The organism is Kangiella sediminilitoris (genome assembly GCF_001708405.1).
Lineage (GTDB): Bacteria > Pseudomonadota > Gammaproteobacteria > Enterobacterales > Kangiellaceae > Kangiella > Kangiella sediminilitoris.
In genome coordinates this window covers 522,746-542,748 of sequence record NZ_CP012418.1, presented here as the reverse complement: position 1 = coordinate 542,748, position 20,003 = coordinate 522,746, and the positions used below count along the sequence as shown (strand labels likewise).

Here is a 20,003-nt window from a genome sequence, read left to right as displayed (position 1 = left end):
CACTGAAAGTTTCTAGCCAACATTTTTAAAAGGTATTGCCGACTTAACGTCATCTATACCGAGTATGCTTAATGCTTTTTCTTCCTGCCCTTTGGCAACTACGTCTGCCAAAGTATATTGGTTTAGTCTCTGTAAAAACGCACTCAGAGCTGATGCTAAAATTGATTTCAGCTCACACACAGGAGTAATGGCACAATTTCCTTTTGAAGTGAAACACTCAACCAAACTAAAGTCTGGCTCCAACTCCATAACCAGACGGCCAATATTGATATCCTCGGGTGCTACACTCAAGCTCATCCCCCCTTTTTTACCTCGAAGGGTGTCTATATAACCAATCTTATTGAGGTTATGCACCACTTTCATCAGGTGGTTCTTCGATATGTCATAGCTGTCGGCAATATCTTTTATGGTTGTTCGCTTACCTTTATTTAATGATAGATAGATTAAAACTCTGAGTGAATAATCGGTATATCTTGTTATGTGCATAACGTACTTTCGACACTGAAGTTTTTAGTGCGCTGGCCAAAAACCTGTGCCCTCCCCCCGGAACTGTTTATCTTTTAGACACTAGTATAACGAATGTCCCATATAATAGTAGTTATAGATATAACAATTATGAAGAATACAACAAATCCAAGTCTTTTCTGACTTGGATTTGCATACTTTGGTTATAAATGACGGTGGTCACCACTCGTGTGATGACCATGAGAGTCAGGCTACCCAGCCAAGCTCGTGTGCTTTTGCGGCGGCTTTTTTCGGGATATCCTGTTTGACAAAGTGGTGATAGAGTAACTGAACCCCAAGAACATGATTTAAAATAGCATCCATTTGAACCTTATGGTCTCGAGGGACACTGGGGTCATCATGGCTTTGAATCATATCCTGAAGTGCACCATAGTCGATAAGACCGGCTTCTTTAATTTTTTCTTCATTGGCAAATTCTTCCATCAGCTCCATCAGAGCATTCCACTTTTGCTTGTCTGTGTGTGCTGGGGGTGCCATGAAAGCAAATTTCTGCCTCTTGTATAAAGTCTCTGGCAGCAACCCTTTCATTGCCTCTTTCAGTACATACTTCTCAACCGGACCCTTAATTCGCATTTGTGGCGGAATATTAACCGCATAATCTGCAAGATGATGATCGAGAAATGGTGGACGAGCTTCCATTGAGTTTGCCATATCCACACGATCACCACCCCAGGTTAAGATCTGTCCTTCTAGCATAGTTTTTATCCAAACATACTGTGCTTTATCCAGCGGATGTCTTCCCTCTAGCTGACTTTCATCAAACTGCTCAGCCATGGCAGTACCCGGATCGTAATCTTTAATATTAGATAGACGGTCTTTATTCATCAGGTTACGAGCAAAATGATCGCATCCCATCCAACTCTGTATACAAGTAGGAGTAAAACCAACTTTTTTATCAATGGCTTCTGAATGGAACTCCTCACGCGGCAGCATCGCACCTTTAAATAAAGCGTTAGACTCTGCTAGAGTATCCTGAAGTTCGCTTTTAAGATTGTCCGGTAAATCAGATAGGCCATAAAGAAACATATCTTTTCGGAAAGCCGGGTAACCAGCAAAAAGTTCATCACTGCCCTCACCTGTTAGAACAACCTTGTATCCTTGCTCACGAACCTTCTGGCTCATCAGTAATTTGGCAACACCCAGCGTGTTATAAATTGTGCGTTCGGTGTGCCAGATAGTTCGCTCAAAATGATCGTATAGATGCTCGGCAGACAATGGCAAAACAATCTGATCAGCACCCGTCATTTCAGCCATTTCTCGTGCAATAGGGGTCTCATCATAATCAGCATCATCAAAGCCAATGGTGAAAGCCTTAACAGGATCCTGACGCACTGCCGCGGAAAGACCAAGAATGGAACAGGAATCAATTCCTCCGGATAAGTATGCACCTACAGGAACGTCTGCGTTTAGACGTAAGTGAACGGCTTCTAATAACTGCTCCCTCACACCTTCGATATACTCTTGCTCCTCTTTAACCTTAAGATGCTCCTCAGCTTGTGGAAAGTTGATATCCCAATACTTATGCTGCTCAATCTTTAGCTTGCCATCCTTACGCTGAATTTTAATCCAGTGGCCCGGAGGGACCTGATTAACACCTTTAAATGCTGTCGAACCAGGCACCATCACTTGAATCAGCTGGTGATACAAGCCTTCAGAATCGATTTCTCGTTTAACATCTGGATGCGCGAAAAGAACTTTAAGTTCAGATCCAAAAACTACTCCATGCTCTGTTTCTGTCCAGTACAGAGGTTTAATACCGAAACGGTCCCGAACCAAATACATCGTTTCTTCTTCGCGATCATAGATCGAAAAAGCAAATTCGCCACGAAGCTCCTCGACGGTTTTTTCAATGCCGTAATGTGGATACATCTGCAGCACCAACTCTGAATCACTCTTACTCTGGAATCTTGCTCCCTGTGCAGTCATGGAAGCACGGATCCTTTGAAAATCGTAAAACTCACCGTTATGCACCATCATGTAACGACCACTATCGCTCACATGTGGCTGCCGCCCTCTCTCTTCATCCAGGTCTATGATAGTCAGTCGCGCATGACTTAAGCCTACACCAGCACCTTCGGGGCTGTAATATCCAAAATTATCAGGGCCACGATGAGACTGAATCGCAGCCATATTTACTAAGGTTTGTGGATCGATTGTTCGGTTTTTATCACTGTGTATAACACCGGCGATTCCGCACATACACTTAATCTCCTTGAGATAATATTATTTCGTAAAAAGGGGATCTTTTATTACTCTAGATCACATCCAGTACGCGTTCAGTTCGCTCAACCATGCAGGTTAGCAGAGCCATACGCAAAAATACCGCTCCTCTCGCTTGTGAGAAATACCAGTTATGAGGTGTCTCATCAAGTTCGGTCGATAACTCGTCGCCGCGTGCAAGAGGATGCAAAATAATGGCGTCTTTCTTAAGTGGCGAGTTTTTATCTAACTTAAAACGAGTGCCATGCTCTTCATAAGAGTCACCAACCCAGGCAATAGCATTGATATAAACAACGTCCAAAGTTGGTAATATGTCATCCAGTTTTCTGCTGGTCGTCAACTTTAAACCCTTAGCCTCAAGCTTCTCCCGCTGACCAGGAGTAAACATATCTTTATCCTCGGCATCATGGATCAATACGACTTCTTCAAACATATCCGGGAATAAAGCAAAAAGCTTTAATAAACTACGCACGGTGCGCATAAAGCTAGGAACACCGATAACACCAACTCGTATTTTTTCGCCATTGCCTTCTAATAGCTCTGGCTTCCACTTAAAAATGGTATACAGGTCAGCCATTGCCTGAGTCGGGTGTTCACGTGTACCGTTACCGGCATTAATAATTGGTATTCTCAGAGTCGACGTCATTTCAGTGACAGACTCTTCGTTAGACTCACGCAGAACCACGCAGTCGCCGTAGTTATTGAACATTTCACCAATATCAGCTAAAGACTCGCCCTTGGCAATACCTGTAGTAGCGCGGTCAGTAATTGACATAATGTCACCACCTAAACGGTGCCATGCGCTTTCAAATGATAGTCGGGTACGTGTGCTAGGCTCGTAAAAAGCACTGATTAATATTTTCCCTTTCAACGGATTACTATAGCGGCTCGGGTTACTTTCATATTTGCTCGCTAATCTAAAAAGTTGCAGCAGCGTTTCAGCGTCGAACTGATCTGCCGCTACGATATGTTGATTAGATAGTATTTGCAGCTTATCGCCGTCTTCTTGTATACGCTTGAGTAGAGCTTTAGGATGCGCATCGCCAAATACATCTGGCTTAACTCGAGAAAACTTCATATTCTCATCAACCATTTGGTTCACCATAATTCTTCCTTCAACCAATCCCTTATTAACAAGATGATTAAAATGATAGGTGACAAACAGGTTACACCCATTGCCACCAGGACTAATGTATCTAAAACGTCTAGAGAAATTATCATTACTGTTTCTCCATATTTTTCAGTCGCTGCCAATCAAATTTATCATCTTTAACGACTAAACCAATCATGCAGATGATGAAAGATGTTATGCAGCTAAATAATGCCGCTACATAAAAACCTATCACGTGATAACCAATTAATCCGCAAGTGGTTCCCAGAATCAGGGCTGCCGTCACAAAATGACCTGACATACGACGCTGATAGAGGCCCAATACAATAGGCCAAATAGTGCTGGCCACAAACGCACCAGTGAAATTCAATAAAGCACCTAAGGTAGTTACTTTAGGTAAACAGATAACCCATGTAACCACACCCAGTCCCAGTATGACCAGCTTACTAATTTTATGAAGTTTTTCTTTGCTCGCCTGTTTATCAATTAAACCGTTATAGATATCGCGAGTAACCAGATCACTGGTTGCTGCTAATAGTGAATCCAGACTTGATGCCAGAGCAGAAAAAACAACAATAAATACAAATATGGCGCCGATATCACCAAGCAGATTGGCAGCAACCATTGGCCCCACCATGTCACTGGAATCGGGGTATAAACCAAGCGCCGGAGCTGCCAACGCAACAAACCCTGTTACGATAGGAATTGGTAACCAAAGAAAGCCTGAAAGCAGGTAAGCTTTTTTACCGATACCAGGCCTGAATGCCAGTGCTCGTGACCACCAGACATTGGAGTGGAAGATTTCCCCAATACCAAAGAAGATATTATTAAATAAAAACATCATTGCTGCGGGAAACAATAAACTCAAAAGCTCGGGATGTTTTTCTTTATTAAACTCATATACTTCTTCCAGCCCAACTGATTGATAGCAGACAAAACCAATAATTAAAACACCAACGATGATAATAATGGTTTGTACATAGTCGGTAGCAATTACAGCTCTTAAGCCTCCAAGCAAAGTGTAGGTGACACAGATGACAAGAATAACGGTCATACCAACTTTATAGTTAAGTCCACTCAAGGTATCGAGCAAAACACCACCTGCCATGCCCAAACTGACTAACCAGCCCATCGCATAGCAGAACGATACCACTAAAAATGCAATCCAGGCAGGCTTGCCATAACGCACTCGAATAAAGTCGCCGCAGGTGTATCCTTTTGGCATTAACTCTTTAATTCTTTGCGCCATAGGTGCAAATAAAATTAACCCTAATGCGGCCAGTGAATAACCAACCATACCCCATACACCAAGCTCATAGGTTAGCTGGGGCGCTACCAAAGTAGTGTTACTGGTTATCCAGGTAGCCATAGCAGTTGCACCTGCAAATGCGAGGCCAACATTACGACCCGCCAGCATAAAGTCATCTAATGATTTATTCTTTTTACCAAGCCACCACCCAAAAAATATCCAGACAACGCCAAAGATCACTAACAATATCAGGGCAGTACTGATCGATATCGGGTTATATTCCATAACTAACCTTCTTCTTTATGTCGAAAAACTTTAGCTACCATATAGGCAATAAGGAGACCGAAAAGAATAGCGCCAGAAGCAAATATGATCATCACTCGCTGCATCGAATGATGCTCTACTGTAATCTTGACGAAATTACTGACAGGTTGGTTGTCCTCATCGACTAAACGGGCGAAATAAACACCATCAGTAAAACCAGTCAGACTGACCATTCGCTTGGTAGCATGTATGGGAATAGAATGGGTGATTTGAGAAAAATTTTGATCGGAAGCAATAAGAATTTTGGTTGCGGGATGTGTCTCATCATCGATAAGCGCGTCTGCAACTACAGTTTCATCAACCGTGTTTTCCTCTGAAGAGTTTTCTTTTACAGGCCAGATTAAATTAAAATGACCTGCTTTTATGATCGCATCCTTGCCTTCTTTTAATTCTAGCGTCAACGGGCAGTCATTTGCACCACATTGGTCGTTGCCTAACGCCCCGCCACTAAACACCAGCAGGAACAGGAAGACCGTCACTATGATTTTGGTCATAACCTATGTTCACTGTCTTTTTCAAAGGCAATCCACCTTAGCAAAGCTTTGAATTCAAAGCAAATAAGTGGTTATAATTTGAGCACGACTCACTTAATTAAGGATGTCACTATTACTTCAATTAATATTGACCGAATCGAAAATGATTTATACGAGCTATCCAAGTTTGGTTTTAACGAAAAAGATAAGGGCATTTACCGCCAGGGATTAACAGAAATAGACATGGAGGCCAGGCAGTGGGTAATGGAGCAATTCAAAAGCAATGGCCTCACTACTCATATGGATGGTGCTGGCAATGTCTGTGGTCGTCTTGGCGAACCTGATAAGCCAGCAATCATCATCGCCTCTCACTTGGACTCCGTCCCTGCCGGAGGCATGTTTGATGGAACACTTGGAGTCATTGCAGGGCTAGAGTGTATTCGAGTTATCCAGGAAAATAATCTTGAAATTGACTGCCCCATTGAGGTCATTGGAACCAGTGAAGAAGAGGGACGTTTTGGGGGCATGCTAGGTGCGCAAGCTCTAAGCGGTCATCTTACTCTCGACTGGCTTGAAAAAGCCCGCGATCCTAAAGGTGAATATCTAAAGGACGCGTTACAAAAATGTGGACTTGACGTTCATGCCGCGCTTAAGGCACGCCGCGACCCAAGCTCGATGAAAGCCTTTCTAGAGCTCCACATTGAGCAAGGACCTGTACTTGAAAATGAACACAAATGTATTGGCGTAGTGGATGGGATTTCAGGTGTATTTAAGTGGCTGGTAAAACTCAAGGGTAAGGCCGACCACGCAGGTACCGCACCAATGGATATGCGCAGCGATGCATTCATGGGACTAGCAGACTTCGCTCACGAAATCAGTCGTATTATTGATGAAGAAGGGACTGATAAAAGTCGCCTGACTATCGGCCGAGTTGATCTCAAGCCTGGGTATGCACATACCATTCCCGGAGAGGCTCACTTTACCATTGTCGGTAGAGACATGCAGGAAGATGTTATGCATCAGCTGGCGAACAGTTGCCGTAAAGTTCTATCCTCTATTGCCCGTAAACATAAGCTCTACTTTGAATATGAACAAATGAGCTGGCTTGAGCCAAAATACTTCAATCCTAATATTGTTGACCTGATCGAAGATGAAGTAAAAAAACTTGATTACTCTTATATGAGAATGCCAAGTGGTGCTGGTCACGATATTCAATTTTTCACTGACCTCACGCCTACCGGTTTAATATTTATCCCCAGTGTCGGTGGTGTCAGTCACGCACCAGATGAATGGTCACATTGGCAAGACATCGAAAAGGGAGTACAGCTTCTATTCAATACAATGATGCGGATTGCCAATAACTAAAAAAATAGGGGCGTAAAGCCCCTATTCTATCTATAAGAAAAATTTTATGAATCTGGCAGTTAAGCGGCCTGTTCACTTTTTTCAGACTGATGCTCAATGGTTGTTGCCTCACTAGAACCGATAGCAATTTTTTTCGGTTTCATAGCTTCTGGAATTTCTTTAACCAGATTAATGGTTAACAATCCATTACTCATATTCGCTTCTGTCACTTCGACATAATCAGCTAAATTGAATTTACGTTCAAAGGCACGATAAGCAATTCCCTGATGTAGGAAATTACGCTCCTGATCACTGTCTGCTTTACGACCACGAACCGTTAGCACGCCTTTCTCAGTCTGTATGTCTAATTCGTTCTGTTCAAAACCCGCCACAGCAATAGTAATGGCATATTGGTTTTCATCTAAAATTTCAATATCGTAAGGTGGGTAACCGCCTGAGCTTTGTTGCTCACCTCGAAGAGTACTGTCCAACAAAGATGCTAAACGATCAAAACCGACACTGCTGCGGTACAAGGGTGATAGATCTATTCTGTTCATAATGTATATCCTCCAATAGAAGCAATATAGTTAAAGTTTTTTATACATGGCGTTAATCTCTCAGAGACTTAACGCTCAATACAGATATAGGTACTGACAATTTTTTTTCAAGGGATTATTTTCAGCATAAAAAAAGCCACCCTGAGGTGGCTTAGTTTTAAGTGGTAATCTGCTTACTTACCAATATGCTCTTCCAGGAAGTCAAAAATCAACTCAAACGATTCAATTCTGTACTCCACTTTCTGGAAGCCATGTCCATCTTCTCTATAATAAGTTTGAACCTCTTTGCCTGCTTTTTTCAAGGCTTCTTCCATAACATAAGCATTCTCAATCGGCACCCGAACATCGTCTTCACCGTGAATCAAGAATACCGGAGCCTTTACTTTTTCAGCATGGAAAGCAGGAGAGCGCTCTTCTAGAGTCTCCTGGTCAGCGGAGCCAAAAGACATAGTAAGGAAACTATTTTTATACTCTTCGCTGGCGTTACGGAACGAATCTGCTTTATCCCACTGTAGCTCAGCATCATAAAGTCCGGCTTCAGGAATAACGCATTGGTAAAGGTCTGGATGCCTTACAGCAGCATTCATAGAGGCATAACCACCATAACTAATACCATGCATACAAACTCTGTTCTTATCGGCAAAACCTTGATTGATAGCCCATAAGGTCGCATCAGCAAGATCGTCCTGCATCTTCGTGCCCCACTCACCATTGCCGGCTTCTCGGAAGTCATCACCATAACCTCCAGATCCACGGTAGTTTAACTGTAGTACCAGATAACCGCGATTGGCTAAAAGCTGTGCCCTCCAGTCAAAACGCCAAGAATCCGCAACTCCATAAGGCCCACCATGAGGGAAAACTACCATTGGTAGATCTTTTAATTCCTTGCCATTGGGAATGGTCATCTGTCCATACATCTTTAGGCCATCTCGAGCATTCATTGCAAATGGCTCTACCTGTGCCATTTTCTTAGGATCGATGTGTGGCATTGAGCTAGCGATATACCTAGCCTTATTTGTTTCTCGATTAAACAAATAAAAATCACCCGGGTTTTTATCACTTGATACATTAACAATACTTAGCCTTCCATCATCGCTGTAGTTACTCATTCTCAGCTTTGAGCCCTTGAAACTAGCGCGTAAACGTTTATGAAAGCTAACTTCTTTGGCTACATCCGGGTTGTCTAAGTAGTAATAACTTGGGTAACCTGGTTCGTAATAAGCACCAATAACCTCACCTTCAGAACCGTAAATTCCACCCAGTATATCGACATCATCATGTCTGAAAAGTAATTCAATTTTTTTTGTTTCTGTGTCTAAAACAAATAAACCCTCTGTTCCGTCATGGTCCAGGTCATGGTTAGAGGTGAAATAGAATCTGTCGCCAGCTTCATTAAAGCCTATGGCTGATGGTGACGGGAAATCTTCACGCTTCTTTGGCAGTATGATGGATTCCCATTCGCCTTTTTTGTTTTTAATGTGAAGGCGCTGAATATCATCAGTTGCATCGTCTTCGTCCATCAAATCCAACTCAACGGCAAACCGAGGAACATCGTCAAGATCAACGTTAATGGAGCGAATTAAACCATTTTCACCCACCGGACGTGGCGAGTCCTGCTCGTAGTACAGCTCACCCTTGTAGATATCCATGCGATGCAGTTTTACATCACCTTCCGTAAAATGATACTTTCCCACCAGGATCTTCTCAGGGTCAGACTCCAGATCGGATACGATTCTGAGACTAGAGCGCTGAAAGTCCCACAACAAATCACGCTCGGTACCATCAATATTACCTGCAACGAGCCTTGGATACTGTCTTGCACCGTCCAGCCAGCCTGTGATTTTTCGCTGCAACATCACGACACGGTCATTATTTGGCCAGAAAAACTGAATAATCTCACGGCCATCGCCAGCGCCAAAAGAAAATTTAATATCCTTATTTTCCAGATCCATGATAGCTAATTTTACCTGGTTATCATCCTCATAAGTGAATGCCACATGCTTACCATCGGGAGAGATTCGGACATCTTTAAATTGTGATTTTTTTGCAAAATCTTCAATTGGAATTTGTTCAGCTTGTAGCCCTGAAAACAATAGCAAGCCAAGAATAAAAACGATCTTTTTCATCCTAAAGTCCTTTATTTCTAATAAGTTGTACGTAATTCTGATAATGACAGCCAAGGATACGGCAATTTATTATGCTTTTTTAGCAACTTTTTGTAACACAAGCCCCACTGCAAAATAGCCAAAAGTGGCAGTTATATGGGTGGCTGACCCCATGCCAACATCGCACGCCATGCGTAATGCTCTATCAGAATCTGGTTTTTGGTTAGTTATACCGCCATCCGGGAGTGGATAAGATAGCTGTTCGGTTGAGTAGACGCAAGGAACCTGATACTTACGCTTTAAATTACTTGAAAAGCCATAGTCATATCGCAAAATAGATCGGGTTTTCGCTAGCAGAGGGTCATTATGGGTTCGGGTTATATCGGCTACGGTAATCTGCTGTGGATCGATCTGCCCCCCGGCACCACCAATACAGACAATCGGCACTTTGTTACGCTTGCAATGGCTTATCAACGCGGCTTTGCTACGAGCACTATCAATCGCATCAATGACGTAATCAAAGCCGCTACCAATCAACTCACGGGTATTGTCAGGTTTTAGCAGATCTTCAATAATTGCGACCTTGCACTCTGGATTAATATCAGAAACTCGCTCTTTTAGAACATCACCCTTACCTTGCCCAATGGTACTATCCAGCGCAACTAGCTGGCGATTTATATTGCTTTCACTCACCTCATCCGGGTCAATCATGGTAATAGCACCAACTCCAGAGCGAGCCAGAGCTTCGACAACCCAAGAACCAACGCCCCCAATACCAATGACACAAATGTGAGTCCGTCTAAACTTATCCAGTGCTTTTTGACCATATAGACGTGCAATGCCGCCAAATCGTGTATCCACAAATATCTCTACTGACAAAATTAGTGGCATGATTATAACAAGCATTACGACTATTAAGTAAGAGTGCTGAACTGTTGGTATTTTTTACACTTAAAAAGCGATAGAATAGCCAAAAATTCTAAGAGGAAGATGACAATGACTTTAAAGAAACTTCTTACAGCAACTACAATTCTGGTTGCTTCCGGTACGGCAAGCGCTGACTTTATTGGTTTATACGCTGGTACAGAGAACTGGAACTATGACGCTGAGGGCATTATCAGCACTGGCGGCGGTGACATTGATTTGAATCAGGACCTAGGTTTTAGTGATAATGACGATAATACTTATTACGTGGCATTTGAGCATCCAGTTCCATTCTTGCCTAACGTTAAAGTTCAACAGACTAACCTGGAAGGTAAAGCGACAGGTACCACTACTCAGTCGTTTATTTTTAACGATCTTGCCTTCCCGCAAGGCAGTGCAGTAGCGTCAGCATACGATTTATCGCATACTGACTATACGCTGTATTATGAGTTACTCGATAACTGGGTTAACCTTGATCTTGGCCTTAACGCTAAAGAATTTGACGGTTTCATGTCAGTAAACTACCAGGCAACGTCAGGTACAGTAGGGTCAACGCTTGATTTGAGTGGAACCATCCCTACAGCCTATGGTAAAGCACAGTTCGACTTCCCTCTTACAGGCTTAAGCGCTGGCGTAACTGCAAATATCGGTGAAAAGTCGGGTGATAAAATCTCTGATATCAAAGGCTTTATCGCTTATGAAGGCGGCACAGGCTTTGGTGTTGAATTCGGTTACCGTACTTTTGACATCGAGTTCGATAACTTTGATAGCTTAGCAAGTGATATTAAGTTCGATGGCTACTATGCTGGATTTACTCTTCATCTGTAAATGCAACACACATCAAAAAAGGCGCTAATCAGCGCCTTTTTTTTGTATCAACCTTTCTCTGTACAGTAATGCCATTATCAAAATCAGTGCAGGAATGCCTAGAGAAGCCGCATAAGTAAAGAACATTGGATAACCCCAGTTATCAATATTAACACCACTGTAACCTCCTAATATTTTCCCGGTAAGCGTCATAAGGGATGTATACAGAGCGAACTGTGTTGCTGTAAATTCTTGATTGATCAGGGTAGCAAAATAAGCCATTAGAACACCCATCGAAAATCCGCCCGCCATATTGTCAGCACTGATTACAGCGATCAGAAATCCCACATCTTTTGGTTGTGTAGCCATATAGGCAAAAAGTAAGTTCGTCAGGATCACTAACAGAATGCCCCAAAGCAAACACCACAATATCTTTACTTTATTAACCACATAGCCACCTATAAAGGCGCCCAAAATAGTCATGATTACTCCGTAAATCTTTGAGTAATCAGCTATCTCGTCTTTGGTAAACCCCATATCGTCATAAAATACATTTGTCATAACACCTAAGACGATATCACTCACTCTGAATGAGAGGATGAAAGCAATAATGACCAGTCCCCACCATTTATATCGCCTGAAAAAATCTACAAATGGGGATAGGATTGCTTTAACAAAATATAGAAAAACATGACTATTTTGGATTTTGGTTTTAAGCGATTGCCGGCTATTTTTAAAAGGCTTAAGCAATTGATTTGAAATATCTTTTTCCAGGTCTGTTTCACCTAAAACTTGTTTTTTGTGGGGGGGTTCCGGTGACAATAGCCCACCTAAGATACCAACAAGCATACATAACGCCATAATCTGGTAGCTAAACTCCCAATCAAAACTAGCGGCAATTTTTAAAGCTCCTGCTCCTGCAACTATCATTCCGATCCGGTACCCCATGATATAAGTTGCTGCGGCTGCACCCTGCTCCTTTTCATCATTTGACTCAACACGAAATGCATCAATTACAATATCCTGGGTGGCAGACAGGAAAGCAGTGATAAGGGCAAACACCAATAACCTTTCTGTATGTGTTCCAGCATCGGTTTGGGAGATAAGGTACAGGCCTGTAGCAATCCCAATCTGAGCAAAAAGTAGCCAGCCCTTTCGTTTACCCAACAACCTGCTTAAGATTGGTAACTTAAAGTTATCAACAACTGGAGACCAAACCACTTTTATTGAATAAGCCAAACCAATCCAGGAGGCAAAGCCAATTTCACTTCTTGAAATCCCTGCATCTTTTAGAAGGAGTGACAGGGTGCCCAGTACTAAAAGCAATGGGAGTCCTGCGGAAAATCCCAGAAATAGCATTCTGAAAACTTCCGGCTGGAAGTAAACAAAGTTTTTTACGCTTTTTAAAAGTTTTATTCTTGCTAAGATCACTATAAGATTATTCTCAACTCATTAATTATAGTTTGCTATGATTTCAATTCTTGGTGCTGGCGCTATCGGTCAGCTTCTAGCCCATAAACTAACTGAAGCGTCTATCGAATGCCAGTTAATTGTAAAGCCTGGGCATGACCTGGACGCTAAGCAGTGGCAGCTTGTCCAACAAGGGCAACCAACTTACCACGAAATCAAAACAATAACCGCTTCAGATTGTGATGAAATAAGGCACCTGTGGGTTTGCGTGAAATCACACCAGCTGCAGTCGGCTCTGCAAAGTATATCTCATGCGATTGATGACAAAACGTCCGTGGTGCTATTTCAGAACGGCATGGGGCATGACAAGCTGGCCCAGAAGTATACCGACTCTAAGAATATTTATTTTGCCAGTAACACTCACGGCGCTTTCAAGCAGAGCTCGCAGGTCGTTGAGCATGCGGGGGAAGGACGTATCAGATTTGGCAGCCTTAATAAAGAAACACAGCCAGACTGGCTCTCTGAGAACATGTTGTCTGCAATTCAAGGAAGCTGGACTGAAGATATCAAGTCTGTTCTGTGGCAGAAACTCTTCATTAACGCTATCGTTAATCCTCTAACTGCAATACATCAGTGCAAGAACGGTGACTTATTACTTCCTGAGATGAAGCCCATGGTTTTAGCACTGATAAATGAAAACCAGCAATTAGCCAAAGCTTTGGATTTACCGATTGCCGATGGACTAAAGTCAAAAGTCCTCGACGTTATAGGTTCCACTGCCAATAATCAGTCATCAATGCTACAGGACGTGAAACAAGGGACAACCACAGAAATTGATAGCATTAATGGATACTTACTCGATGTTGCTACGGACCTTGGCCTACCGATGCCTTATAACTGGAGACTATGGAGCCAATTCCACATTAAGTATCCTCCATTGAAAGAACTAAGAGAACAGGCAGCAAACAGCTTCGACTCCATGACTTATCAGGTTACCCAGCAGCATGGTACCGAACCTCCTTTTTCCGGAAGCTATAATTTGCATAATGATAAAGGGCTCTATCGTTGCATTTGCTGTCACAACCCACTTTTTACTGATAAGTCAAAATTCGACTCAGGCTGTGGCTGGCCTAGCTTTGATAGAGCAGAAGATAACAAGGCCATTGCTTATCGCGAAGATACCAGTCATGGCATGCACCGAACTGAAATTCTATGCGCCCAGTGCGGTTCCCATCTAGGTCACGTCTTTGAAGATGGTCCAACAGAAACTGGGCAGCGCTTCTGCGTTAATTCAGTCAGTCTTGATTTTACTAAGGAAAACTCATGAAATTAAAAGCTACTGGGCTCTTGATCACTGCCTTAACTGTATTGACAGCATGCAGCCTGCAACAAAAACAACATCAAGCGCAGCAGCAGAGTCGATTCAATCAGCATGTTGATGCAGAGGGCCTAATTTCTATTGAGGAACTACAGACAAACTACCCGATATTTAATGCAGGGAGCGGGTACCAACCAGTAAAAGCCTCGATAGAAAGCTTTAATGCCACTACGGCATCAACTGATATCAAGGTATTTTTAGGAACCTGGTGTCATGATAGCCAGAGAGAAGTGCCGCGCCTGATCAAATTTTATAACTCGATTAATAACCCGAGGGTGACTCTCACTATGGTAGCACTGGACAGAAGTAAAAATGACAGTAACGGGCTCGCGCAACAAGCTGAGGTTCGATATACCCCTACTATTATCTTGTATCAAGACAACCAGGAGTTAGGTCGTATTATTGAGCAAAGTGACGGGCCTATTGATGTCCAGTTAGCTAACATGCTCCCGCGGCAAAAATAGGATAACTGCCTCAACCTTAAAGCAGCTCTTCCTGTAACGGCTTTTTCTGTTGGTAACGCTGCAAATGCTTTTGATAATAATCGAGTAATTTCTGTGAGCAATTTTGGCATTTTCCTTCTCGAACCAGCTCCAGAGCCCGGGTCTGAGTATCAAGCGCCTTATCATATTGTCCATTAGCAGCATAAGCTGCAGCCAGAGTATCGATATAACCATGGCTATCAGGGTATTTTTTTACCACCCTAGTGGCGAGCTCTATCGCTCCTTCCGGATCGAATAAAGCACTGTCTCGTGCTAAAGCCTTTATCCATGCCAGATTATTCATAGCTCTTACATTGCCCTGTTGTACTGACATCTGATACCAGTAACTGGCTTCATTCGGGCTTTTATTTTGTCCGGCGTAACCAAACAGAAAGACATTACCCATCCAAAACTGAGCAACATCATCCCCAGATTCAGCAAATACCTGCATCTTTTTGAGCGCAGCCGCAGACTTCTCGGGACTGTCCGATTCAAGCAGGGTTTCTACGGTCTTATGGAAAACTGCTTTGGTAAACCCTTCTTCAGCGGCTTTGTAGATAAGTTTACGTCCCTGCTCGTCTTTGCCCTCAACTCTGATATAAATCATTCCCAGATAGTAATGAGCTTCAACATCGCCATTGTCGACAGCTTGCTGGCAATGTTTAAGAGCGACCTGATAACTTTTCGCTTGAAAGTGGTTTTTACATAAACTAGCGTGATCTTGGCCGGAATTGCAGCCAATAAGCAACATCAGGCATAAGGATGCCAGGCATCCTACCTTAATGATAGTTGTCCAGTTAATGTTAAAAATCATGGGTTATCGTTAAATTCACGCTATAGATACCTTTATTATGGTAAAACAATCGGTAAAATGCACCTAAATTCCGTAATTTCTTTATGAGGAAAATATGTCTGATATAACAAAACAACACGCGCAACCACTTACGCCAGAAGCTCTAGATACATTATTTAACGAAGCAAGAACTTACAATGACTTCGAAGATACGGAGGTATCTGATGAGCTGCTTCATAAACTACACGATCTGGTAAAAATGGGACCAACATCCGCTAACTGCTGTCCGATGCGTGTTGTTTTTGTCAAAAGCGACGAAGCAAAGGAAAAGCTAAAGCCATGCCTGATGGAAGGAAACGTGGAAAAAACCATGAACGCTCCTGTTTGCGCAATCATCGGTATGGACATGGAGTTTTACGAGCACCTACCTAAGCTGTTCCCACACACAGACGCCAAAAGCTGGTTTGTAGGTAATGACAAATTTATTGAGTCAACGGCATTCCGCAACAGCTCACTTCAGGGTGGCTACTTCATCATGGCCGCTCGCGCGCTAGGTCTGGACTGTGGACCTATGTCTGGATTCAGCCCGAAAAAGATCAATGAAACTTTCTTTGAAGGCACAAAAACAAAAGTTAACTTCTTATGTAATCTCGGCTACGGAACAAAAAAAGATTTATTCCCTCGTAGTCCACGCTTTGATTTTGATGATGTTAACTCAATTATTTAAAGGGTTACTCAATGGACAACAACAATGAATTTATCCATGAGGATGAGCAGGCCTCCCAAGGACCGGAGCCCGCTCAAAGCCAAACCGTTTCACCTATTAGAGGATTCTACTGGCTGGAACGGGCTTTAAGTGAAGTTTATGTGCCTCACTTCAAGCAGTGGTTTGTTGCAGCACTGATCTATACCCTGATTTCATCACTGGTCCCAGCCATTATTCCACCAATGAGGTATGTGATGGCAATTGTAAATCCATTACTGATTGCTGGGTTATTGATTGGAGCCCATAAGGCCTACACCAAAACTGAAAGCATCTCGCCTCTGCAGACATTTAAAGCTTTCCAGCATCAACAAATTGGACAGATAATCTTGTATGCAATTATTGCTATAGGTTTAATGTTCGGAATCTTTTTTATTCTGACGTCAATCATTGGTGTTGAAGCTCTACAAGGGGTAGATTTTTCGAGAATTCAAGCCGGAGATGAAGAGTACGCTCGCTCTTTATTTAAGTTAATTGCTCCAGCAATCCCCTGGGCTGTCGTGCTAATTTTATTATTCTCGTTAGCGACATGGTTTGCCATCAGCCTGATACTTTTTAGTGGTCAAAAAGCTTTTCCTGCAATTGGCAACAGTTTTGTTGGTGGTCTGAAGAACTTTTTTGCGGTTCTTATTCTGGCTATCGTCGCCATTATCTGTTTACTGGTTTTAGCCCTGATTGCAAGTTTGGTTTTATCTCTATTTGGAAGCTTGGTTACTAATCCATACATCAACTTGATAATCGACGTTGCCCTTACCTCATTGCTGATCCCTATTGGTATTGGTACTACATATATCGCTTATCGTGAAATATTTCTTGGTGATATCAGTAAGTCTGAAAACAGTTTGTAGAAAAAGTTTTCCGACAAAAAAAGAGGAGCATAGGCTCCTCTTTTTTATTTCAGCAAACTTATTAGTCCTTCAAATGTTCCTCAAAAAGGTAATAAATACGCTTATATTCATCCAGCCAGCTTGAAGGCTCCTTAAAGCCATGCGGCTCAACAGGATAGATTGCCGTCTCAAAATATTCCGTTTTTTCCAGTTCAATCAAACGCTGTACAAGACGCACTGTATCTTTGAAGAAAACGTTGTCATCAACCATTCCATGTGCGATGAGTAATGGCTTATTTAAGCCTTCCGCGAATTCGATCGGAGAGCTACGCTCATAAGCCACAGGGTCAACTTCTGGTGTATTTAATATGTTTGAAGTGTAAGGATGATTATAATGAACCCAGTCGGTTACCGGTCGCAGTGAAGCACCAGCGGCAAACTCTTCCGGTGCGGTAAACAGTCCCATGAAAGTCAGGAAGCCACCATAAGAGCCTCCATAGATACCAACGTTATCTCGATCCACATTAACGTTTGCTTCCATCCAGTTAGCTCCGTCAATCAAATCCACTACCTCAGGAGTACCCATTTGGCGATATACTGCCGTTCTCCAATCTCTGCCGTATCCTGCAGAACCTCGATAATCAATATCCATCACCACATACCCCTTTTGGTTGAGGAAGGTATGGAACATAAATTCACGGAAATAGAGAGACCAGCCCTGATGTGCATTTTGAAGATATCCGGCCCCATGAATAAAGATTACCGCCGGGTACTTTTCAGCTCGATTCTCATCGAAACCTTCTGGTTTATATAACCGAGCATAGATTGGCTGATCAACATCTCTGGAAGGTACTTCTACATATTCCGGCTGTGTCCATGGGATAGACTCAAACTTTTCACTGGTCGTATAGGTAAGCTGTTTTGCCTCACCACCATTGGCATCTACCAAAAACAGCTCAGGCGGATTTAATGCCTCAGAGTGAGTAATCACCAGCTTCTGACCGTCCGGAGATAATACAAAGTCATTTTTCCCGCCAAGGTCTGTAACAACTTCCGACTCATTACCATCAGCTTTAACACGGTATACCTCGTAAATACCCGGGTGCTTTTTATTGGCTCTGTAGTAGAGATAATTGCTATTCGGATCTTTAACCACACTATCCACAATATACCGCCCTTTAGTTAAAGCATCAGGCGAATCACCCAGCTCCTTTACATAAAGCTGACTATAGCCAGTATCTTCAGCTGTAAAATAGATAGTGTCATCGTTGACCCAGCCAAAATCATTAAAATTCCAGTCATTGATCCAGGCCTTATCTCTTAGATGATGCTCTGTTTCCAGCTCTTTGTCTTCCGTATCAATACTTACTAACCAGCGATCCTTGTTATCTGCTGAATATAATAAAACTGCCGCGGTGTCGCCACTATCATTCCACGAAATACCTTGATTAGGGATCCAGTCAAATACAAAAACATTACGCGGGTCTTTATCGGCTTTATACTTTTCACCGTTACGTTTAGCCGTAGCACGTTTGATGTCAGCCAGAGGGTCGTCATCAAACTCGGGTAGGCTGTCGTAATTTAATTCGGTTTTTTCTCCAGTGGTTAGATCAAGCAAGTACAAGGTTTCATTTCTTGGTGTGTAAGTCCCCACTAACGGGCGTACTTTTTCATTCTCAACATAACCGTCTTCTGTCACAAATCGCGGCATGTTGTCATTCTTACCCTCACTTTCTGACTTATTGTAGGTGGACAACACCACAAACTTACCATTAGGTGACAAACTTAAAGTGTGTATCCCCTTATCATCACCCAGGTACCAAGTATTATTTGCCGTTCGTGGACTACTTTCAGTAATTTCTTTTTCACGCTTTTTATTATAGTCGCGCTTTTCTTGCTGCTCTCGAATATAGTCAAAGTATCTCGTTTGCTGCTTTTCAAGATACCCATCCTCTTCTTTGTCTTCAGGATTGTCCTTTAATTGAATGTCTACTAGCTGAGATAACAGACCTGAGCCAACATCAATCGTAAAGAAACCATTACCGTCGCGATAGGCCACAGTGTCATTACCTACAAACTGTGGCGTTCCTTCGTTAGCATGTGTTTTGGTTAACTGTCTGACTTCCCCTGACTCCAAATACTTCAGATATAGATCACCACGCAAGTTATAGACTTTTAATTTACCATCCGGGCTGATATCACCTTGAGGGCTGTCTATTTCAAATAACTCTGCATCTCTGACAGCAGTCAATTTATTGTTGCCGAGCTCGAGTCGCCATACTCGACGCTCATCCTGTCCCTGCATCTTTTGTTTATAAAAAATTGCCTGCCCATCATCTGACCAATATGGTGATTCTGGCGCATTACCAATCCAGTCAGGATAGGCCATCACTTGCTCCAAAGTCAGAGCTGATGTTTTTTGCGTCTCTGCTGCATGGATACTGGACATGAGACCAAATGCTGTTAATGCACCCGCTGTCGCCAACCATGCCTTCATTGATTGTTTTAAGACCACTAGAATTACTCCCACTAACAAATATGAACCCAAAAATTCACTTGGAAAGGGTTTATCAAGGTATAAAGCTTACCCCCCCTGTGCATACAGTCAAGTGATGTAACCATTAAAGCCACTGAACATTAGTGTTAACTAATATTATTTCGCCTTCCTTTGTATCAAATCATTGAGATTCGCCTTAGCCATGGGTAATATG

17 protein-coding genes are annotated in these 20,003 nt (G+C 42.6%); 6 read left to right on the top strand and 11 right to left on the bottom strand.

Annotation, left to right across the window (positions count from 1 at the left end):
* Window positions 1–12 precede the first annotated feature (12 nt).
* From KS2013_RS02585 to KS2013_RS02565, 5 genes are all read right to left on the bottom strand, one after another.
* Complete coding sequence (locus KS2013_RS02585) at window positions 13–486, bottom strand: Rrf2 family transcriptional regulator (RefSeq protein ID WP_068989300.1); 474 nt, start codon at window positions 484–486, stop codon at window positions 13–15.
* Between the two features lie 225 nt (window positions 487–711).
* The gene (gene asnB, locus KS2013_RS02580; RefSeq protein WP_068989297.1) at window positions 712–2,724 is read right to left on the bottom strand and encodes an asparagine synthase (glutamine-hydrolyzing); all 2,013 of its coding nucleotides are present in this window, start codon (window positions 2,722–2,724) and stop codon (window positions 712–714) included.
* 55 nt (window positions 2,725–2,779) lie between these two features.
* Window positions 2,780–3,850 carry an aspartate/ornithine carbamoyltransferase family protein gene (locus KS2013_RS02575; protein WP_068989293.1) on the bottom strand — a complete coding sequence of 357 codons (1,071 nt, stop codon included), beginning with the start codon at window positions 3,848–3,850 and terminating at the stop codon, window positions 2,780–2,782.
* A 115-nt stretch (window positions 3,851–3,965) separates the two neighbouring features.
* Window positions 3,966–5,390: a sodium:solute symporter family protein gene (locus KS2013_RS02570; RefSeq protein ID WP_068989289.1), complete on the bottom strand. Its 1,425-nt coding sequence runs from the start codon at window positions 5,388–5,390 to the stop codon at window positions 3,966–3,968.
* 2 nt (window positions 5,391–5,392) lie between these two features.
* Window positions 5,393–5,923, bottom strand: a complete 531-nt coding sequence (locus KS2013_RS02565; RefSeq protein WP_068989287.1) for a hypothetical protein — start codon at window positions 5,921–5,923, stop codon at window positions 5,393–5,395.
* Between the two features lie 111 nt (window positions 5,924–6,034).
* Here KS2013_RS02565 and KS2013_RS02560 point away from each other — a divergent pair, with 111 nt between their 5' ends.
* Window positions 6,035–7,267 (top strand): Zn-dependent hydrolase, encoded by a 1,233-nt coding sequence (locus KS2013_RS02560; protein ID WP_068994337.1) that lies wholly within the window; start codon window positions 6,035–6,037, stop codon window positions 7,265–7,267.
* A 59-nt stretch (window positions 7,268–7,326) separates the two neighbouring features.
* Here the strand turns inward: KS2013_RS02560 and KS2013_RS02555 are convergent, their stop codons facing one another.
* The 3 genes from KS2013_RS02555 to tcdA form a co-directional block, all read right to left on the bottom strand.
* Entirely contained in the window at window positions 7,327–7,803 is a 477-nt protein-coding gene (locus KS2013_RS02555; protein WP_068989282.1) for an Hsp20 family protein, read from the bottom strand.
* A gap of 173 nt (window positions 7,804–7,976) precedes the next feature.
* Window positions 7,977–9,929: a S9 family peptidase gene (locus KS2013_RS02550; RefSeq protein ID WP_068989279.1), complete on the bottom strand. Its 1,953-nt coding sequence runs from the start codon at window positions 9,927–9,929 to the stop codon at window positions 7,977–7,979.
* Between the two features lie 69 nt (window positions 9,930–9,998).
* Window positions 9,999–10,799 (bottom strand): tRNA cyclic N6-threonylcarbamoyladenosine(37) synthase TcdA, encoded by an 801-nt coding sequence (tcdA, locus tag KS2013_RS02545; protein WP_068994335.1) that lies wholly within the window; start codon window positions 10,797–10,799, stop codon window positions 9,999–10,001.
* A gap of 105 nt (window positions 10,800–10,904) precedes the next feature.
* Here tcdA and KS2013_RS02540 point away from each other — a divergent pair, with 105 nt between their 5' ends.
* Window positions 10,905–11,660, top strand: a complete 756-nt coding sequence (locus KS2013_RS02540; protein WP_068989276.1) for a TIGR04219 family outer membrane beta-barrel protein — start codon at window positions 10,905–10,907, stop codon at window positions 11,658–11,660.
* Window positions 11,661–11,684: 24 nt separating this feature from the next.
* Here the strand turns inward: KS2013_RS02540 and KS2013_RS02535 are convergent, their stop codons facing one another.
* Entirely contained in the window at window positions 11,685–13,070 is a 1,386-nt protein-coding gene (locus KS2013_RS02535; RefSeq protein ID WP_156768950.1) for an AmpG family muropeptide MFS transporter, read from the bottom strand.
* Window positions 13,071–13,107: 37 nt separating this feature from the next.
* Here KS2013_RS02535 and msrB point away from each other — a divergent pair, with 37 nt between their 5' ends.
* Together msrB and KS2013_RS02525 are read left to right on the top strand one after the other, a co-directional pair.
* Complete coding sequence (gene msrB / locus KS2013_RS11820) at window positions 13,108–14,376, top strand: peptide-methionine (R)-S-oxide reductase MsrB (protein ID WP_071890104.1); 1,269 nt, start codon at window positions 13,108–13,110, stop codon at window positions 14,374–14,376.
* Window positions 14,373–14,891 (top strand): thioredoxin family protein, encoded by a 519-nt coding sequence (locus KS2013_RS02525; protein ID WP_068989273.1) that lies wholly within the window; start codon window positions 14,373–14,375, stop codon window positions 14,889–14,891. The genes msrB and KS2013_RS02525 overlap by 4 nt, the downstream gene beginning before the upstream one ends.
* Before the next feature lie 16 nt (window positions 14,892–14,907).
* Here the strand turns inward: KS2013_RS02525 and KS2013_RS02520 are convergent, their stop codons facing one another.
* Window positions 14,908–15,723, bottom strand: coding sequence for an SEL1-like repeat protein (locus KS2013_RS02520; RefSeq protein WP_068989270.1), 816 nt, complete (start codon window positions 15,721–15,723; stop codon window positions 14,908–14,910).
* 94 nt (window positions 15,724–15,817) lie between these two features.
* On the opposite strand from KS2013_RS02520, the gene KS2013_RS02515 reads away from it, so the two are divergent.
* Window positions 15,818–16,429 (top strand): malonic semialdehyde reductase, encoded by a 612-nt coding sequence (locus tag KS2013_RS02515; RefSeq protein ID WP_068989265.1) that lies wholly within the window; start codon window positions 15,818–15,820, stop codon window positions 16,427–16,429.
* An 11-nt stretch (window positions 16,430–16,440) separates the two neighbouring features.
* Window positions 16,441–17,313 (top strand): BPSS1780 family membrane protein, encoded by an 873-nt coding sequence (locus tag KS2013_RS02510; protein ID WP_068989262.1) that lies wholly within the window; start codon window positions 16,441–16,443, stop codon window positions 17,311–17,313.
* Window positions 17,314–17,374: 61 nt separating this feature from the next.
* Here the strand turns inward: KS2013_RS02510 and KS2013_RS02505 are convergent, their stop codons facing one another.
* Window positions 17,375–19,789 carry a S9 family peptidase gene (locus tag KS2013_RS02505; RefSeq protein ID WP_068989258.1) on the bottom strand — a complete coding sequence of 805 codons (2,415 nt, stop codon included), beginning with the start codon at window positions 19,787–19,789 and terminating at the stop codon, window positions 17,375–17,377.
* Window positions 19,790–20,003 lie beyond the last annotated feature (214 nt).

Bases quoted from the DNA above. Each gene is read 5' to 3' on its own strand.
- KS2013_RS02525 (WP_068989273.1), top strand. From the start codon at position 14,373: ATGAAATTAAAAGCTACTGGGCTCTTGATCACTGCCTTAACTGTATTG.
- KS2013_RS02515 (WP_068989265.1), top strand. From the start codon at position 15,818: ATGTCTGATATAACAAAACAACACGCGCAACCACTTACGCCAGAAGCT.
- asnB (WP_068989297.1), bottom strand. From the start codon at position 2,724: ATGTGCGGAATCGCCGGTGTTATACACAGTGATAAAAACCGAACAATC.
- KS2013_RS02565 (WP_068989287.1), bottom strand. From the start codon at position 5,923: ATGACCAAAATCATAGTGACGGTCTTCCTGTTCCTGCTGGTGTTTAGT.
- KS2013_RS02520 (WP_068989270.1), bottom strand. From the start codon at position 15,723: ATGATTTTTAACATTAACTGGACAACTATCATTAAGGTAGGATGCCTG.
- KS2013_RS02585 (WP_068989300.1), bottom strand. From the start codon at position 486: ATGCACATAACAAGATATACCGATTATTCACTCAGAGTTTTAATCTAT.
- KS2013_RS02570 (WP_068989289.1), bottom strand. From the start codon at position 5,390: ATGGAATATAACCCGATATCGATCAGTACTGCCCTGATATTGTTAGTG.
- msrB (WP_071890104.1), top strand. From the start codon at position 13,108: ATGATTTCAATTCTTGGTGCTGGCGCTATCGGTCAGCTTCTAGCCCAT.
- KS2013_RS02510 (WP_068989262.1), top strand. From the start codon at position 16,441: ATGGACAACAACAATGAATTTATCCATGAGGATGAGCAGGCCTCCCAA.
- tcdA (WP_068994335.1), bottom strand. From the start codon at position 10,799: ATGCCACTAATTTTGTCAGTAGAGATATTTGTGGATACACGATTTGGC.
- KS2013_RS02555 (WP_068989282.1), bottom strand. From the start codon at position 7,803: ATGAACAGAATAGATCTATCACCCTTGTACCGCAGCAGTGTCGGTTTT.
- KS2013_RS02550 (WP_068989279.1), bottom strand. From the start codon at position 9,929: ATGAAAAAGATCGTTTTTATTCTTGGCTTGCTATTGTTTTCAGGGCTA.
- KS2013_RS02540 (WP_068989276.1), top strand. From the start codon at position 10,905: ATGACTTTAAAGAAACTTCTTACAGCAACTACAATTCTGGTTGCTTCC.
- KS2013_RS02575 (WP_068989293.1), bottom strand. From the start codon at position 3,850: ATGGTGAACCAAATGGTTGATGAGAATATGAAGTTTTCTCGAGTTAAG.
- KS2013_RS02505 (WP_068989258.1), bottom strand. From the start codon at position 19,789: ATGAAGGCATGGTTGGCGACAGCGGGTGCATTAACAGCATTTGGTCTC.